Annotated in this window: 15 protein-coding genes and 2 riboswitches; of the genes, 5 read left to right on the forward strand and 10 right to left on the reverse strand. The window is 67.2% G+C overall.

All coding sequences use genetic code 11. From position 1 onward, the window contains the following. Positions 1-5: 5 nt before the first annotated feature. The 3 genes from GNX71_RS11895 to GNX71_RS11905 are packed head-to-tail and all read right to left on the reverse strand — an operon-like array spanning position 6 to position 2,683. A complete protein-coding gene (locus GNX71_RS11895) occupies positions 6-917 on the reverse strand; it encodes an EamA family transporter (RefSeq protein WP_206178493.1) in 912 nt (303 codons plus the stop codon). 53 nt (positions 918-970) lie between these two features. After that, a complete protein-coding gene (locus tag GNX71_RS11900; RefSeq protein WP_206178494.1) occupies positions 971-1,666 on the reverse strand; it encodes an AraC family transcriptional regulator in 696 nt (231 codons plus the stop codon). A gap of 18 nt (positions 1,667-1,684) precedes the next feature. After that, complete coding sequence (locus tag GNX71_RS11905) at positions 1,685-2,683, reverse strand: hypothetical protein (RefSeq protein WP_206178495.1); 999 nt, start codon at positions 2,681-2,683, stop codon at positions 1,685-1,687. Positions 2,684-2,790: 107 nt separating this feature from the next. Between GNX71_RS11905 and GNX71_RS11910 the strand changes: the two genes are divergently transcribed. From GNX71_RS11910 to GNX71_RS11925, 4 genes are all read left to right on the forward strand, one after another. Next, the gene (locus tag GNX71_RS11910; protein ID WP_206178496.1) at positions 2,791-3,843 is read left to right on the forward strand and encodes a nitronate monooxygenase; all 1,053 of its coding nucleotides are present in this window, start codon (positions 2,791-2,793) and stop codon (positions 3,841-3,843) included. A gap of 8 nt (positions 3,844-3,851) precedes the next feature. Beyond that, entirely contained in the window at positions 3,852-4,520 is a 669-nt protein-coding gene (locus GNX71_RS11915) for a phospholipase (protein WP_206178497.1), read from the forward strand. 125 nt (positions 4,521-4,645) lie between these two features. Continuing rightward, on the forward strand, positions 4,646-5,554 hold the full coding sequence (locus tag GNX71_RS11920) for a DUF3014 domain-containing protein (protein ID WP_206178498.1): 909 nt from the start codon (positions 4,646-4,648) through the stop codon (positions 5,552-5,554). A 115-nt stretch (positions 5,555-5,669) separates the two neighbouring features. Then, the gene (locus tag GNX71_RS11925) at positions 5,670-5,909 is read left to right on the forward strand and encodes a hypothetical protein (RefSeq protein WP_241027241.1); all 240 of its coding nucleotides are present in this window, start codon (positions 5,670-5,672) and stop codon (positions 5,907-5,909) included. A 175-nt stretch (positions 5,910-6,084) separates the two neighbouring features. Here GNX71_RS11925 and GNX71_RS11930 read toward each other — a convergent pair whose 3' ends face one another. The 4 genes from GNX71_RS11930 to gcvT form a co-directional block, all read right to left on the reverse strand. Further along, positions 6,085-7,308: a hypothetical protein gene (locus tag GNX71_RS11930; protein ID WP_206178500.1), complete on the reverse strand. Its 1,224-nt coding sequence runs from the start codon at positions 7,306-7,308 to the stop codon at positions 6,085-6,087. 212 nt (positions 7,309-7,520) lie between these two features. Then, entirely contained in the window at positions 7,521-10,430 is a 2,910-nt protein-coding gene (gene gcvP / locus GNX71_RS11935; protein WP_206178501.1) for an aminomethyl-transferring glycine dehydrogenase, read from the reverse strand. A 49-nt stretch (positions 10,431-10,479) separates the two neighbouring features. Continuing rightward, entirely contained in the window at positions 10,480-10,851 is a 372-nt protein-coding gene (gene gcvH, locus GNX71_RS11940; protein WP_206178502.1) for a glycine cleavage system protein GcvH, read from the reverse strand. A gap of 44 nt (positions 10,852-10,895) precedes the next feature. Then, on the reverse strand, positions 10,896-12,113 hold the full coding sequence (gcvT, locus tag GNX71_RS11945) for a glycine cleavage system aminomethyltransferase GcvT (RefSeq protein ID WP_206178503.1): 1,218 nt from the start codon (positions 12,111-12,113) through the stop codon (positions 10,896-10,898). Between the two features lie 2 nt (positions 12,114-12,115). Further along, positions 12,116-12,227, reverse strand: a riboswitch (glycine riboswitch). Between the two features lie 12 nt (positions 12,228-12,239). Then, positions 12,240-12,330: riboswitch (glycine riboswitch) on the reverse strand. A 120-nt stretch (positions 12,331-12,450) separates the two neighbouring features. Here gcvT and GNX71_RS11950 point away from each other — a divergent pair. Then, a complete protein-coding gene (locus GNX71_RS11950; RefSeq protein ID WP_206178504.1) occupies positions 12,451-12,879 on the forward strand; it encodes an H-NS family nucleoid-associated regulatory protein in 429 nt (142 codons plus the stop codon). Between the two features lie 336 nt (positions 12,880-13,215). On the opposite strand, the gene GNX71_RS11955 is transcribed toward GNX71_RS11950, so the two are convergent. The 3 genes from GNX71_RS11955 to GNX71_RS11965 form a co-directional block, all read right to left on the reverse strand. Further along, entirely contained in the window at positions 13,216-13,767 is a 552-nt protein-coding gene (locus GNX71_RS11955) for a hypothetical protein (protein ID WP_206178505.1), read from the reverse strand. 119 nt (positions 13,768-13,886) lie between these two features. After that, complete coding sequence (locus GNX71_RS11960) at positions 13,887-14,408, reverse strand: DUF4440 domain-containing protein (RefSeq protein WP_206178506.1); 522 nt, start codon at positions 14,406-14,408, stop codon at positions 13,887-13,889. A gap of 82 nt (positions 14,409-14,490) precedes the next feature. Beyond that, a complete protein-coding gene (locus tag GNX71_RS11965) occupies positions 14,491-15,684 on the reverse strand; it encodes an MFS transporter (protein WP_206178507.1) in 1,194 nt (397 codons plus the stop codon). Positions 15,685-15,771 lie beyond the last annotated feature (87 nt).

Genomic DNA, 15,771 nt, shown 5'->3' on the forward strand with positions numbered 1-15,771 from the left:
TACCCTCACCGAGGGCCCCGCCCGCCGCTGCGCGCTTCCGTCCACACGACGATCACCAGGCCCGAGAGCACCAACGCCAGCCCGGCAAAGGCTGCGGGGGCTGGGCGCTCGTGCACCACGAGCAGGGCCAATGCAAACGCGGTCACTGGCTCCGCCAGCGCCAGCGTGACGCCGGAGGCACCGGAGATGCGCCGCAGTGCATGGCTGAAGAGCAGGTACGAGACGCCCGTCGAGACCAGGCCCAGGTACGCCACGATGGCCCATCCCGACGGGCTGGCCGAGAAGGGGCCCGAGACGAGGAGCGCCACCGGTATCGCCGCGGCGGAAGCCACGCCGAAAACCCAGAGCGTGACCGTCGCGGGCGGCGAGTGGCGCACGAGGCGCTGGCTCACCAGCGTGTAGACCGCATAGCAAAAACCGGATGCCAGGCACAGTGCGAGTCCCGCAGGGTCCGTCTGCAGGCCGGAGGCGCTGGCCGGCATCACCATCAGGCACCCGCCGCCGATGGCGAGCAGCGTGCCCACCCACCACACCGGCGCGGGCGGCCTTCGTGAGACCAGCGATTGCAGCAGCCCTGCCCACGCGGGCCCGCTGCCTACCGCCACCGCGGTGCCGATGGCGATGCCCGTGGCCTTGACGCCTGCGAAGAAGCTCAGGTTGTAGCCGGCCATGCACAGGCCCGCGAGCAGCACCCATCGCCATGCGGTTGCAGGCAGGGCCAGCGTCGAGCGGTCGCCGCCGCGCCGGCGCCAGGCGATGAAGGCCGCGAAGAAGAGGGTGGCGATCGCCATGCGCAAGGTGCCTACCCAATAGGGCGAGGTGTGCGCGGGCATGAAAGCCTGCGCGGTTCCTGTGGTGCCCCACAGGGCGGCTGCGGCCAGCACCATGCAGGCGCCGACGATGGAAGCGTTCTTCATGCCCGGATGTTCGGGCGAGTCGGGACTCTCGAATGTCGAGAGACTCTCGACCTTCAAGCAGATGCAGATGCAGATGCAGATGCAGATGCGCGCAGTTGCCTTGCCCCCAATTGACGTTCGCGCCGCAGCGCAAAGCCCAGCGCGCTCGCCGAGCGGTAGCCCACGCGCTGCGCGGTCGCCTCCAGCGGCACGCCACCGCGCAGCCAGCGCTCCGCCGCATCGAGCCGCCGCGCGCGCAGGTAGGCCTGCGGGGAGCGGCCGGTCAGCTCGAGCAGCCGCGCGTGGAAGCGCTGCGGACTCAGGAAGAAGAGTGCGGCCATGCGCGCGGTGTCCCACGGCGCGTGCAGCGCGCGGTCGAGGGCGTCGTCCAGGCGGGCGAGGTCGATGCTGCGGCGCGCGAGGATCGAGGGTGCCTCGAGCACCTTCGCCAGCTGCAGCGTGGCGTTCGACGCGTCGATGCCGTTGCGGCAGGCGGCCGTGACCGCGAAGCGCCGCAGGCGATCCACGCCGGCGTCGTCGGGCGTGTCGATGACCACCATGCGCACGCCGCGCGGCGACATGAAGGTGTGGGCCATGCCGGCTGGAATGATCATTCCGCACGAGGTGTCGGTGAAGGCGGCGCGCCCGTCGATTTCCAGCTCCATGCGGCCGTCCAGCGCATACATGATCTGTGCGTGGTCATGGTCGTGGCCCAGATATTCGCCGCTGTAGCAGCGGATGCTGCAATGAGGGCCGGAGGCGGGCGTCATGGCGGGGTTCTCTGTTCGTCAGAGCGACGGCACGGGGTTTCGCCCCTCGCGCAATTCGTAGCGGCCCTTGCGCTCGACATACACGAGCGTGGTGCTGACCTTGCGGACCTGCGGCTTTCCCGTGCCGCCCGTTCGCTGTCCGCTGAAGACGATGCGCAGCTCGTCCTTGCCGTCGCCCTCGGCGCCGTGCACGAAGGCGGGCCGGCCGCCGATGTCGAAGCAGGCGCTGCGCGGCGGTTCTTCGGGCTGCTCGCCCTTGAGCAATTTCTCGCAAGCCTCGTCGGAGCCTTCGTTGTTGGCCGACAGCGGAATGCCCTTGACCATCGCGCGCACCCTCTCCGTCTCCAGCGCATAGACCGACAGCCACTGGGCGCACATGCCGTGCCAGCAACTGCCGTTGGTGAGTGTCATCACGAACTGGCCGCCGGAGAGGCGTTCCACTTTGGTCTCGCCGAGGTTGCCCATGAAGCCCCGGTAGTCGACCGCGTCGTTGCGGCCCGCGAGCTTCCAGCCGTCGAGGCCCTGTTCGAAGAAGTAGGCGCCGAGCCAGGCGCCGTCGGGATGGCCGTTCATCGGGTGGCCCTGCTCGGTGAGGGGCACGGTCTCAGTCAGCATGACGGCGTGCCGGTCGTCCAGGCGCACCACCTCGCGCGCTGCCACCTGCGCCTCTCGTTCAGCGTCGCTGCCCGCGACTTGCTGGCCCTCGTTGTCGATCTTGGGCAGGCGGACGATGCCGGGCGTGTCCTCCGCGGCCTGGGGGCCGTGGGAGTCGGGGAACACCAGCGCCATCAGTTCGGCGCGCTTGAGCGTGGTGGAGACGGTGGGGCGGGGCGTGCGGGCAGGGGATGTGGGGGAGGCGGGCGATGCAGGCGATACGGCCGCCGCCGCAGATGCCGGGTCGACCGAGGCGTCCTTCTGCGGACAGCCGCCGAGCACCAGAAGTCCTGTGATGCCGACGGCGGCGACGACAGTGCGCCGCAGCGGCTTCGATGGGTCGGGCGAGGTCGGGCGTGGCATGCGCGCGATTGTGCCAAGCCACGCCGCGATGACCCCGCAGCCGCAGCGCCCTCCGCCAAGGCGGGAGAATGGCCCGCGTACCGACTCTCAAGCACAGGAACCTCCGAATGACCACGCTGCAGCAGCTTCTGGGCACCGAACTTCCCCTCATCCAGGCGCCGATGGCCGGCATCCAGGTCAGCGCGATGGCCATCGCGGTGAGCAACGCGGGCGGGCTGGGCTCGCTGCCTTGCGCCATGCTGAGCCCCGAGGCCTTGCGCAGCGAGCTTGCCGCCATTCGCGCCGGCACCGACAAGCCTTTCAACGTCAACTTCTTCTGCCACACGCCGCCCGTGCCGAGCACCGAGCGCGAGGCCACATGGCGCGCCGCGCTCGCGCCGTACTACGCCGAGTACGGCATCGATGCGGCGAGCATCCCTACCGGGCCGGGCCGCAATCCCTTCAGCGCCGAGGTGGCCGACCTGCTGGCCGAGTTCAAGCCGCCGGTGGTGAGCTTCCATTTCGGGCTGCCGTCCGCGGAACTGCTCGCGCGGGTGCGCGGCTGGGGCGCGAAGGTGCTGGCCTCGGCCACGACGGTCGAGGAGGCCCTGTGGCTCGAAGCGCATGGCGCCGATGCGGTCATCGCGCAGGGGCTCGAAGCGGGCGGGCATCGCGGCCACTTCCTCTCGCATGATTTGACCAAGCAACTCGGCACCTTCGCACTGCTGCCGCAGCTGGTGCGCGCGGTGAAGCTGCCGGTGATCGCGGCCGGCGGCATCGCCGATGCGGACGGCGTGGCCGCGGCCATGGCGCTGGGCGCCGCGGGCGTGCAGATCGGCACCGCCTACATGCTGACGCCCGAAGCCACGACGAGCGCGATTCACCGTGCGGCGCTCAAGAGCGAAGCCGCCCGCCATACCGCGCTCACCAATCTCTTCACTGGCCGGCCGGCGCGAGGCATCGTCAACCGCGTGATGCGCGGGTTGGGGCCCATCGGCGCGGCCGCGCCTGAGTTTCCGCTCGCCACCTCCGGCATCGCGCCGCTGCGTGCGAAGGCCGAGGCGAAGGGCAGCGGCGACTTCTCTCCCCTGTGGTCGGGACAGAATGCCACCGGCTGCCGCGAGGTGTCGTCGGCCGAAGTGACCCGCGCGCTGGCCCAAGGTTTTCACGCCTCCCTTTGAACGTATTCATGACTCAACTTCACCTGCCCCTCAAGTTTCTCGAACACAGCGCACAGGCCAACGTGCGCGAGCCCTGGCTGCTGGTGCTGATGCACGGCGTCGGCAGCAACGAGCAAGACCTGTTCGGCCTCGCGCGCCTGATGCCGCCGCAGTTCCACGTGCTGAGCCTGCGCGCGCCGTATGTGCTGTCGCCCGATGCGTATGCATGGTTCGAGTTCGAGGTGCTGCCCGATGGCGGGCGCCGCATCGATGAAGAGCAGGAGCGCGAGAGCCGCTTCCTTGTCGGCGAGATGATCGACTCGGCCGCGCAGCAACTGGGCGTGCCGCCCGAGCGCATCGTGGTGGGCGGTTTCAGCCAGGGCGGGATCATGGCGCTGTCGCTCCTGCTCACGCAGCCCGCGAAGCTGCGCGCCGCGATGGTGTGGCACAGCCGGCTGCTCGCGCAGGTGGTGCCGCACATCGCGCCGCCCGACGCCTTCGAGGGCAAGGCGCTGTGGGTGAGCCATGGCAGCGCCGACAACGTGATTCCGCCGGCCGCCGCAGCGGCCACGCGCGAGCTGGCGCGCACGCTGCCGCTGGCGTTGTCGGGCTCGGACTTTCCGGGCGCGCACGAGATCCGCCCGGCCGAGCTGCAGGGCACGATCGCGTGGCTGCAGTCGCTCACCGCGCCGGCCTGAACCTTCGCGCGGGCCTGCTTGGCGTCACAAGGCGTTACGAGCTTGTGGCGTGGCGCAGTGCCGATTGATGCAACATCGACCGGTCTCCTGCATCACACAGCCTTCAGCAAAAGGAAAGTGCCGCCATGACCGACAACGACTCCCCCGGCTCCAGGGACGACGCCCCCGAATTCAGGCCCCGCCGCGAAACGCCGATCGGCATGATCGTCGCCATCGGCCTCGTGGTGCTGGTGGCCGCGTTCTTCGGCTGGCGCTGGTACCAGCAACAGCAGAAGCCGCCCGAGCCCACGCCGGTGGCCGCCGCGCCGAACGACGGCCCCGCGCCGGCACCTGCGGCCGAGCCCACGGGCCCGCAGAACCCCGTCGATGCGCTCGCCCCGCCCGATCCTGCCTTGCCGGCCCTCGCGGAATCCGATTCGCGCGTGATGAAGGCGCTGGCCGAGCTGATCGGTGGCAAGAACGCTTCCGAACACCTGCGCTCCGACGGCATCGTGCGGCGCTTCGTGGCCACGGTCGACAACCTCGCGCGCGAACAGGCGCCCGCCAGCGCGTGGCCGGTACAGCCCACGGGGCAGCGCTTCATCACCGACGGGCCGCAGGGCGGCACGCAGACGATCGCCGCGAACAACGCGGCGCGCTACAACAGCATGGTGCTGCTCGCCGAGACGGTCGATCCGGCCAAGGCGGCGACGGTGTACGCCAAGCTCTACCCGCTGTTCCAGAAGGCGTATGAAGAGCTCGGCTTTCCGGGGCGCTATTTCAACGACCGGCTCATCGCGGTGATCGACCATCTGCTGCAGGCACCCGAGCCGAGCGGTCCGGTGCAGGTGCGGCTGGTCGAGGTGAAGGGCGACGTGCCCTCGACGCGGCCGTGGGTGCGCTACGAGTACGTCGATCCGAAGCTCGAGTCGCTCTCTTCGGGCCAGAAGATCATGGTGCGCATGGGGCCGGAGAACGAGCGCAAGGTGAAGGCGAGCCTGCGCGGTTTCCGCCAGCAGATCGCCACGGGCGAGCTGGCGAAGAAGAAGTCCTGAGGGGCTGGGCTGTGAGCCCCGATCCGGCGCGCCGTGTAGGCGCGGGCCGATTGCGCATGGCGCCAGAGGCAGGGACTATGTGTTCTCAAATTTCGAGGACAAGCATATGAACCCGATGAGCGTCGACCTCTACCAGAGTGCCACCGATCCGGAGAAATTCCTCGCGCTGCCCACAGGCGTCAACCCCGCGGAGCTCATGGGCCCGATGACCTTCGACCGCGACTACGCGCAGGTCAAGCGCTATCAGGAGGCGTTCGAATTCGATCCTTCAGAAGCCTATGCGGGCGTCAACGCGGCCAAGATCGCCGCCGACATTCTCACGGTGAGGTGGGCGACCTATCGCCGTGATGCCTGACGGGGACGGGGCCGGTACACCATCTGTCCACTAGCCGCCTGCAGACCGATCCCTTTCAGTTGCCTTTTTCCCGCAGCCTGCTTGAGGACACTCGCAGTGGAGACTTGTGGACGTGCGCTACTGCATGGCCTTTGGCCTGCGCAGCCTTGAGCTCTTGTGTGAATGAGGCGGCCCCTCAGGGGAAGGCGAACCCGCCAACGGGGTAGCTGTTTTGCGAACTGCGCAGCACGACCGTGGCGGGAATGGTGGCCCCGTTTTTCAGGGTGCTTGCATCATTAATGATGTAGGCCGCGTTCATCGCTCCGACGTAAAGGCGGTCGTGCGCCGAATCGAAGGTGGTCGATTGCGCAGGGATGGTGAACGACTGAAAGGGCACACTTCCCGAACTGGTGCTGGCGGCGTCGACAACGCGCAGGCCTCCAAATTCCGCAACGTACAGGCGGTCTCGCGCTGGGTCGAGGGCCACGCCAAACATCCCGAAACTGCCAGGCAGGGATATGACACGGACAGCTTGGTTGATGTTGATGGATGCTGTGGGGGGACCTTGTATTTCCTTCAGAGTGGTTAGATCGAAAACAAAGATGCCAACCGTCGCACCCAAGCCATAGATCAGCTTGCGCTGCGTGTCAACGGCGAAGCCCCGTGAGCCGCTGGCCATCCCGTAGAGATGTGCTGGCGTCACATCCCCATTCGCCGTACTCGCATTTCCAATGATGGCCAGCATGTCCTGGTATTGCGCGCTGCCGGTCAAATAGAGCGTATCTGCGGCCTTGTCCAGGACGAGGTTCGAGAAGGAGGGGGAAACGATGCCCGTGTCTCTCGTCCGGATGGTGCGGCTTGGTGCCGCCGTGCCGTTGAGCGTGCTCGCCTTATCGAACACCAAGATGTCCGAACCAGTGCTCGCATATAGGCGGTCATTGGCTTCATCGTAGGCCAGCGCTTTACCCAGAAAGCCTGGGATGTCAGTGATGACCTTGGCCTGAAGCGTGGTGCCCGGCGCCGGGTTCTGAGTCTGAAACGAGAGAATCGATGCCGCACCTGGAATCGAAGCAAACAAGATCCCAGGCTTCGAGACGACGGGCGGCTGGGCGAGGCCGGAATCTGGCTGGCCGGGAACGACGCCAGTGTTGGCTGCGCCATCCGATGAAGGCGAGGTGGGCTGTCCAGCGGTGGGCGTTGTCACGAGTCCGACGGGGAAACCACCGCCGCCTCCGCCCCCTCCGCCACCTCCACATGCAGCCAACGTAAGACAAAAGCCAATGGCGGCCGCGAATCTCAGCATCATTTCCTTCTCCCCCTTGGTAGAACGCTTGGAGCTACGCGGCGATATCGCCGCGTGCATCGCAATTGCAACTTCGGGAAAAGTATCGCAGCTTTTTCGAGCTATCTGCTCCAGCAAGCCAGCTGCTGCCGATACCACGTGAAAGACAGAATCCAAGCCGCATCGCTGATCAATAAATAGTTCGCGGGGGTACGGTCTACATGGGCGTGAGAAACCTACAAATCACAGCAATACTGAGAAAACCAATTCAGGCAGCATCGCACTCTCACACGTCTCCACTGTGTGTGTCTTCGGCAGGTCGCAGGAAAAGACCCTGAAAGGGCTTGCCTTCAGGCCTCTTCGGTTTCCTTGTAGTCGCCCACCGGCACGCAGCTGCAGAACAGGTTGCGGTCGCCGTACACGTTGTCCACGCGGCCGATCGGCGGCCAGTACTTTGCAAGCTTGAGTTCGGCCAGCGGGAACGCGCCGAGTTCGCGCGAGTACGGGTGGCTCCACTCCGTGCCGAGCAGGCTGGCCGCGGTGTGCGGCGCGTGCTTGAGCGGGTTGTCTTCCTTGGGCCACACGCCTTCTTCGATGCGGCGGATCTCGCCGCGGATCGCGATCATCGCGTCGATGAAGCGGTCGAGTTCGACCAGCGGCTCGCTCTCGGTGGGCTCCACCATCAGCGTGCCGGGCACGGGGAAGCTCAGCGTCGGCGCGTGGAAGCCGTAGTCGATCAGGCGCTTGGCCACGTCTTCGGCGGTGACGCCGCTCGTGTCTTTCAGCGGGCGCAGGTCCAGGATGCATTCGTGCGCAACGTGGCCGTTGGGACTCGCGTACAGCGTGGGGTAGTGATCCTTCAGGCGCGCGCTGATGTAGTTGGCGCTCAAGATGGCGGTCTCGGTCGCGGCCTGCAGGCCCTTGGCGCCCATCATGCGGCAGTACATCCAACTGATCGGCAGCACGGCCGCGTTGCCCAGCGGCGCTGCGGAAACAGCACCGACACCGTTCGATGCCACGCCGGCCGTCGCATGGCCCGGCAGGTACGGCACGAGGTCTTCGACCACGCAGACCGGACCCACGCCCGGCCCGCCACCGCCATGCGGAATGCAGAAGGTCTTGTGCAGGTTCAGGTGGCTCACGTCGCCGCCGAATTCGCCCGGCGCGGCCACGCCGACCAGCGCGTTCATGTTGGCGCCATCGACGTACACGCGGCCGCCGTGTTCGTGCACGAGCTCGCAGAGCTCCTTCACGCGGGTCTCGAACACGCCGTGGGTGCTGGGGTAGGTGATCATCACCGCGGCCAGGTTGGCGCTGTGCTTCTCGCAGGCGCGCTTCAGGTCGTCCATGTCGACGTTGCCCTGCGCGTCGCAGGCCGTCACCACCACCTGCAGGCCCACCATCTGTGCGCTCGCGGGGTTGGTACCGTGCGCCGACGAGGGAATCAGGCAGATGTTGCGGTGGCCCTGGCCCTTGGCTTCGTGGAACGAGCGGATGGCCAGGAGGCCCGCGTACTCGCCCTGCGAGCCCGCGTTGGGCTGCAGGCTGATGCCCGCGTAGCCGGTCGCTTCGCACAGCCACGCGCGCAGTTGCGCGTCGAGCTGCGCATAGCCCAGTTGCTGCTCGGCGGGCGCGAAGGGGTGGATGTTCGCGAACTCGGGCCAGGTGATCGGGATCATCTCGCTGGTCGCGTTGAGCTTCATCGTGCAGCTGCCCAGCGGGATCATGCTGCGGTCGAGCGCGAGGTCCTTGTCCGAGAGGCTGCGGATGTAGCGCAGCATCGACGTCTCGCTCTTGTGCGTGTTGAACACCGGATGCGTGAGGAAGGCGCTGCTGCGGCGCAGGCCTTCGGGAATCAGCGGCGTGGTGTGGGCGGCCAGGTCGTCGAAGCGCGGCATGGCCGTGCCGGCGGGCACGAACAGGGCCCACAGGGTTTCGATGTCGGCGCGCGTGCTGGTCTCGTCTAGCGAGATGCCCAGGTGCTGCTGCAGCCGCTGGCGCAGGTTGACGCCGCCGGCTTGCGCACGCTCGATGATCGCGGCGGTATCGTCGCCGGTGCGGATGGTCAGCGAGTCGAACGCGGTGGTGTTGACCGGCTCGCGGCCCATCTGCGACAGGCCCTTCGAGAGGATCGCCGTGAGTGCCGCCACGCGCTGCGCGATGCGCGTGAGCCCGTCGGGCCCGTGGTACACGGCGTACATGCTGGCCACGACGGCCGGCAGCACCTGCGCGGTACAGATGTTGGAGGTGGCCTTCTCGCGGCGGATGTGCTGCTCGCGCGTCTGCAGCGCGAGGCGGTAGGCGGGCTGGCCGTGAGAGTCGACGCTCACGCCGACGAGGCGGCCCGGCAGCGAGCGCTTGAACGAGTCGCGGCAGGCCAGGTAGGCGGCGTGCGGGCCGCCGTTGCACAGCGGCATGCCGAAGCGCTGCGTGGTGCCGCAGACGATGTCGGCATCCCATTCGCCGGGCGGTGCGAGCAGCGTCAGCGCGAGCAGGTCGGCGGCCACGCAGAACGCGGCATCGCACTGATGGGCATGGCCCGCCAGCGGGCGCAGGTCGTGCACGTGGCCGGTGGTGGCGGGGTATTGCGCGAGCACGCCGAAGAATTCGCCGCTCGCCATGAGGTGCGGCAGCGTTTCGGAAGCAGTGCTCACCTTGACCTCGATGCCCAGCGGCGCTGCGCGCGTCTTGATCACCTCGATGGTCTGCGGATGGCAGTCGCCCGAGACCAGGAACACATTGCTCTTGCTCTTGACGCTGCGCTTGGCGAGCGTCATTGCCTCGGCCGCGGCCGTGGCTTCGTCGAGCATCGAGGCGTTGGCGATGGCCATGCCCGTGAGGTCGCACACCATCGTCTGGAAGTTGAGAAGCGCTTCCATGCGGCCCTGCGAAATCTCGGCCTGGTAGGGCGTGTAGGCGGTGTACCAGGCGGGGTTCTCCAGCACGTTGCGCAGGATGACGCCCGGCGTGTGCGTGCCGTAGTAGCCCTGGCCGATGAAGCTCTTGAACACCTTGTTCTTCGACGCCATCGCCTTCAGCTCGGCCAGCGCCTCGGCCTCGGTCACCGGGGCCGGCAGGCGCATCGGCTTCGCGCGGCGGATGGCCGCGGGCACGATGCCGTCGATGAGCTCCGCCCGCGTTTCCGAGCCGATCACCGGCAGCATGCGCGCCTCGTCCGCCGCATCGATGCCGATGTGGCGGGCGAGGAATTCTTCGGCGTTCTCTAGTTCTTGCAAAGAGGGAAGGGCGGGAATCGGCATGGCGGTGAAGGCTCGAGGAGAAGAAGGAAAGACGGGGGAACGCGGTGGATCAGGATTCGGCGGCGAACTTGTCGTAGGTGGCCGCGTCGAGCAGCGCATCGAGTTGTGCAGGCTCGCTCAGCTTGACCTTGAAGAACCAGCCGCTGGCCAGCGGGTCGGTGTTGGCGAGCGACGGGTCGGCGCGCAGCGCTTCGTTCACTTCGGTGATCTCGCCCGAGACGGGCATGAACACATCGGCCGCGGCCTTCACCGATTCGACGACACCGGCGACTTCGCCTTGCGCGAAGGTCTTGCCGACTTCGGGCAGGTCGACGAACACGACGTCGCCCAGCGCGTCCTGCGCGTGCACGGTGATGCCGACAGTGGCAGCGCCGCCTTCGGCCGAGACCCACTCATGGTCCTTGGTGTACTTGATACTCATGGGAAAACTCCTCGTGGAAAAAATTGAATAAGGGGATGCAGAGCCTAGCCGCGGTAGTAGCGGGTCGGCACGAAAGGCATGGTCGAGACTTCCATCGGCACCGGCTTGCCGCGCACGATGGCTTGCACGCGCGTGCCCGGTTCGGAGAACGCGGTGGCCAGGTAGCCCATCGCGACGCAACGGTCGGCCGTGGGGCCGAGCAGGCCGCTGGTGACGATGCCGATGTCCTGGCCTTCGAAGGACTGCAGGACAGTGCCGTCGCGCACCGGAATGCGCTCCAGCGCCACGAGGCCGACGCGCTTGCGCTTGAGGGTGTCGTGGTCGGTGTGGCCGGCTGTGCCTGCGGTCGCGGCGGCGAGCTGGGCCAGGATCTTGGCCGCGCCCGGAAAGCCGCCTTCGCGCGCACCGCCCGCGCGGCGTACCTTCTGCATCGCCCAGTTGAGCGAGGCCTCGACGGGCGTGGTGGTGGTGTCGATGTCGTTGCCGTAGAGGCAGAGGCCCGCTTCCAGCCGCAGCGAGTTGCGCGCGCCCAGGCCGATGGGCTTGACCTCGGGCTGCGCCAGCAGCAGGCGGGCGAGGGCGTCGGCGTCCTTGGCGGCCACGGAGATTTCGAAACCGTCCTCACCCGTGTAGCCGCTGCGCGTGACGAAGGCGGGGATGCCGCCGATCTGTACCGCGCCGCCCGTCATGAACACGAAGCGCTCGATACCGGGCGACAGCCGCGCCAGCGTGGCCGCGGCCTGTGGGCCCTGCAGCGCGAGGAGGGCGTGGTCGGGCAGGGGCTGCACCTCGCAGCGCGCGCCGATCTTCTGCTGGATGTGCGCGATGTCGTCGACCTTGCAGGCGCCGTTTACGATCACGAAGATCGAGCCGTGGCCTTCGTTGAAGAACATCAGGTCGTCGAGGATGCCGCCTTCGTCATTCAGCAGCAGGCCATAGCGCTGCTTGCCGGCGGGCAGGTCGATCACGTCGACGGGCATCAGGGTTTCGAAGGCGGCCGCTGCGTCAGGGCCGACGAGGCGCAGCTGGCCCATGTGCGAGATGTCGAAGAGGCCGGCCGCATCGCGCGTGTGCCTGTGCTCGGCCATGAGGCCCGCGGGGTACTGCACGGGCATGGAATAGCCCGCGAAGGGCACCATGCGGGCGCCGAGCTCCACATGGAGGTCGTACAGCGGTGTCTTGAGAAGCGGGGTGTCGGAAGCGGAAGAAGTCACCGGGAGGCACTCCAAAGGGGCAGTCGAAATCCATGGCTGCAACGCCATGGGCCACCCCTGCTGTCCGCTTTACCTGAGAGATTCGCCCCACGATCGGGGTTTGCTCCTTCGGTGGGCCGGTGCAATGCGAACATGCAACGACCTCTCTCCAGCAAGGAAACGCCGGTGTGAACCGGCGCCTTGTCAGTCCTTTTGCCTGAGCGTTCGGGAATCCCCTGCGCCTTCGGCGTCCCCGTCGTGCGGGGCTCTCTCCTGACCCTGCCGAGTGTAGTGGACGAATCGCAGGACTTCAGCACCGAGGCCTGGATACATCCGTCTGGTGAGCCTCTTCTTTTGGCACTAGCATGTTGGGCACCCAAACACATCCTCCAAAGGAACGCAAAGAATGACAGTTGCCCGAAATATGAGCTTCGCGGATATCCAGAAGCGGATCCAGGAAATGGACGATGAGCGCGCCGAACTGGAGCTGGCATTGCAGGCCAAGCGCGGAGAAGAATTGAAGGTGCTGGCCGATGCCTATGCGAAGAAACTCGAAGCAGCCGGTTTCAGTATTGCGGAGGGCAAATCCGCGCTGGACCCCTACGACAAATCGGAAGCAAAACGCACGCGTTCACCCAATGGCAGCCGCGCATCGGAAGCCAAGGCCTATGTGAAAGGCACCGTCTACAAGGACCCCAATTCCAGCGCGACCTGGACAGGCGGAACAAAAGGCCGGCAACCACCATGGCTCATTGCCGCGCTCGAAGGCGCTCCGGACAAGATCAAGGCCTACGAAAAGCTCGCCGCAGGCGGCGACCAGGTCAATAACGGCTGATTGGAAATGCAAAAGCCGTGGCCATATGCGGAGATGCCTTGCTGCATATTGCTGCCCGCCACAACAACACCGCGGAAGTTCGCGCGATAGAGGTTTTGCTGATTGCCCATTGCCGGGTTGATTTCAGCACTTCAAAAGGGAGTGGAATTTGCGCCCGGGATATGCGGGATCAAATGAACGAGGCCAATGTCTCGAGCAATGACCGATATCGCGAGATATCCAAAGACCGTCTGGAATGGGTCATGGGGACGATGGTCCACCCGAGAGAGTGGAAATCGGACCCAGAAAAATCCGATCGAATCTTCGCGGTGTCCGGGAGATGCCGCAGGTGCGACTTCAATGCACGATTTCCGCCGGCGGCAGCAATCGATCGATGCGCTCGCGCAGTGACTCGGCCCGTTCGGCGCCGGCGGTCTTCTCGATTTCGCTGAGCATCAGCGCGGCAATGGTCAGCATCGCCTCGCGGTCGCGGGCTTCGCGCAGGGCATCGCGCATCTGCAGGGCGAACTTCGGGTCGCGCCGCACGAACATGCGTTCGCAGATGTCGAACAGGAACATCCGCGTGGTGGCCAGCGAGCGCTTGCCGTCGAAAGTGTCGGCCGAGGTGGCGATGCGGATCGGGTCGGCCGCGGGCACCGGCGTCGGCGCTGCCGATGGTGCGGTCACCGCTACAGCAGCCGCAACCGCCTGCGCATCCTGCAGATAGCCTTTGCTCACCAGCGCCTGAATCGCCTGCTCCGCCTCGATGCGGTTCGCGAACAGCGGGCTGAAGTCGGTCAGCGAGCGCCGGCCGTCGGCCATCAGCAGCAGGGCGCGTTCACGCTGGCTGAGCGTGCGCTGCCCGGCCTGGAGTTCGTCGCGTGCCTTGTCGGTCTTGGTGGGAAACATGGCGGCCACAGCTTTCGAAGATCGAAGACTGCAGCATCGTTGCAAGCGGTGACATCTTCATGAACCTGTTTGTCTTACAGGCGAAATCACTGCCTCCGCCGCGGCACACGCTCGAATCCTCAGGCGCCGGTGCTTTCCTTGCGGATCAGCCACTTGTCGCCCACGCGCTGCAATTCCAGGGTCTTGCGGTCGGTGCTCTTGAGCTTGTCGGCGCTGTAGACCTGCTTGAAGCGCGCACTTGCGGTCTGGCCGCTGACGCTGATGACGAGGTCGTCGACCGTCACGCTGATCTTCGACTTGTTCGCGATGCGGGTGCGCCGCTCGGCTTCCCAGTGCTTCTTGTCCTGCTTCTTGGCGGGCGTGAAGTCGGGGGCGTAGGCCGCGAGGTAGCGATCCACGTCGCGCGCGGACCAGGCGTCGGCCCAGGCGCGCACGGCGGTTTCGACTTCGGCGATGCCTGCGCTGGGCGCCTGCGCGGGGGCAGCCGCTGGCACAGCAGGTGCCGGGGTTGCCGCTGCTGCAGCGGCCGCCGATGCGGCAGGTGCCGGTGGCTTTGCCGCCGGGGTGGTGGCAGGCGTGGCAGCCAGTGCGGCCGTGGACAGCAGCCCTGCGGCGAGCAGGCAGGTAGCGAGTCGGTTCATGGTGCGATTCCCTCGGGTGTCGGTTGTTGGCGTGGCGCCGATTCTGGCAGCGAACCCGTGACATCGCCGAACCGGCACTCGCTCAGGCCGCAGCCGCCGTGCCGGCTTCGCGCTGCGCGATGACGGGCGCACGGTTGCGAAGCCGCAGGGCCAGCACGGTCGCGATGCACAGCACGCAGAGCACCACGGTGAGCGTGACGCCCAGCCCGCGCGCGTCCGACAGCATGCCGAACAGCGGCGACACCAGCCCGCCCACGGAGAGCGCCAGCCCGAGCGTGATGCCGCTGGCCGTCGCCGGGTTGCGCGGCAGGTAGTCCTGCGCGAGCGTGACCTGTGCCGCGAAGGGCAGGAACATGCTCATGCCCAGCAGCGCGGTGCAGGCCAGCGCCCAGCCGGCGGTCGGCGCGAGCACCAGGCCCGCGAGCGCCGGCAGTGCGAGGAGGTAGCCGCAGCGGATGGTGCCCATTCGGCCGATGCGGTCGCCGAGCCAGCCGCCGAGCAGCACGCCCGCCGCACCCGAGGCGGTGAAGCCGGTGAGGGCCGCGGCGCCCTGGAAACCCGTGCCGTGCAGGTCGCGCGTGATGCGCAACGACAGCATCGACAGCACCGTGACATACGGGATCGACCACCCCACGACGGTTGCCACCAGCAGGCCGAAGGCGCGCCAGTCGTTGGCGGGCTTCGGCCCCTCGCCGGCTGCCCGCGTCCTTGCCGCGGCCGCCGCTGCGGCGCCCGCACCGCGCCGCGCGTGGGCCATGAGCCAGACCACACCCATCGCCAACGCGGGCACGCCCAGCAGGTAGCTGCGCGACAGCCCGCCGCTGCCGACCACCGCGGCTGCCAGCATCGGTGCGAACGAGGCGCCGATGGTGCCGCCCACCGAGAACACGCTCATGGCCTTCTGCGAGGCGCCGCCGGCCGCGCGTGCCGCCACCGTTGCGGGCGGGTGATAGGCCGCAATGCCCAGCCCGCACAGCGCCATGGCGATCCATGTCAGCAGGTAGCTCTGGCTCAGGCCCGCCAGCACCACGCCGAGCGCCGCGGCCAGGAATCCCACCGGGACCAGCCAGCCGCGCGGATGGCGGTCGGCATACAGGCCGAACAGCGGCTGCACCACGCTGGAGAGGCCGGTGGCCGCCAGCATCAGCCCGCTCACCGCCGTGTAGCTGTAGCCGCGCTCCAGCACCATGAACGGCAGCAGCGCGGGCACCAAGCCCTGGTAGAGGTCATTGACGGCATGGGTGCCGGTGAGCAGCCCGAGTCGGCGCTTGTCCATTCGATGGTTTCCTTGATGTCCTGAGAGGGAAAGTCATCGTAGGAAGCCGTGCGAAGATGTTCTCGCTGCAAATCCGCAAACATCGTC

The organism is Variovorax sp. RKNM96, assembly GCF_017161115.1.
Lineage (GTDB): Bacteria > Pseudomonadota > Gammaproteobacteria > Burkholderiales > Burkholderiaceae_C > Variovorax.